Source organism: Streptomyces sp. NRRL WC-3549 (assembly GCF_000721935.1).
GTDB lineage: Bacteria > Actinomycetota > Actinomycetes > Streptomycetales > Streptomycetaceae > Streptomyces.
Genome location: NZ_KL585388.1, coordinates 45,438 through 46,443 on the forward strand (window position 1 = coordinate 45,438; position 1,006 = coordinate 46,443).

Annotated in this window: 2 protein-coding genes; both read left to right on the plus strand. The window is 72.3% G+C overall.

The genetic code is table 11. From position 1 onward, the window contains the following. Positions 1-52 precede the first annotated feature (52 nt). On the plus strand, positions 53-358 hold the full coding sequence (locus IH13_RS0106670) for an urease subunit gamma (protein ID WP_031081886.1): 306 nt from the start codon (positions 53-55) through the stop codon (positions 356-358). A 3-nt stretch (positions 359-361) separates the two neighbouring features. Then, on the plus strand, positions 362-1,006 hold a 645-nt coding region (locus IH13_RS0106675; RefSeq protein WP_063837407.1), incomplete at its 3' end, for a hypothetical protein.

Consider the following 1,006-nt stretch of genomic DNA (forward strand, 5'->3'; position numbering starts at 1 on the left):
CCTCCAAGCCCTGCCGCTCCCTCCCCCCGCACCGATGAGAAAGGCACCGACGATGAACCTCGCCCCTCGCGAGATCGACAAGCTGCTGGTGTACGTGGTGGCCGACCTGGCCCGCAAACGCCAGAGCCGTGGGCTCAAGCTCAACTACAGCGAGTCCGTCGCACTGATCACCGAGGCGATCCTGGAGGCCGCCCGGGACGGCAAGAGCGTCGCCGACTGCATGGAACTCGGCCGCCAGATCGTCTCCGAGGACGACACCATGCCGGGCGTACGGGAGATGCTCGGGCTGCTCCAGGTCGAGGCGTCCTTCATGGACGGCACCAAGCTGGTCTCCTGTCACGACCCCGTCGGAGGCTGAGCCGTGACCGACCGTCGCGTCGTCGCCGTGTACGGCCACGAGGCCGCGGACGGAGGGGCGCTGCGTGACCTCGCGGGCCCGGAGGTGCTCGTCGTCCCGGGCGGGCGCGAACTGATCCGCGCCCTGGCCGGCCTGCGACGCTCGGGCCAGGACGCGTGCGTCGTCCCGATGACCCTGGGCAGAGACCCCGAACTCGTCGCGGACACCGCACGTACGCTGCGCGCGCTGCCCGCCGCGCAGACCTCCGGAACCCTGCTGGCCGAGCCGTTCGGCACCGGCCGGCATCTGGTCGCCTGGCTGCGGGCGGTGGCCAACCGGACACCGCAGGGCCCGGCGCTGCTCGTCACCGCCCCGACCGGTGGCCTGTTCGACGACGCCGAGCTGTACCGGATCGCACGGCTGGTCCACGGATACGGCAGCCACCGGTCGGTCGAGGTCGCGTTCACCGGCGGCGACCCGGACGTCGCCGAGGGCGTACGGCGCTGCGGGCTGCTCGGCGACTCACGGGTGACGCTGCTGTCCGCCGCGTTCCACCTCCCGGAGGTCCCCCGGGTGCCGGGTGTCACGGTCACGTCCGCGGGGCCGACGGTGTCCCGTCCGGCACTGGCCCGGATCCTCGCCGAGCGGGCCCTGTCTCTTATACACATC

Bases quoted from the DNA above. Each gene is read 5' to 3' on its own strand.
- IH13_RS0106670 (WP_031081886.1), top strand. From the start codon at position 53: ATGAACCTCGCCCCTCGCGAGATCGACAAGCTGCTGGTGTACGTGGTG.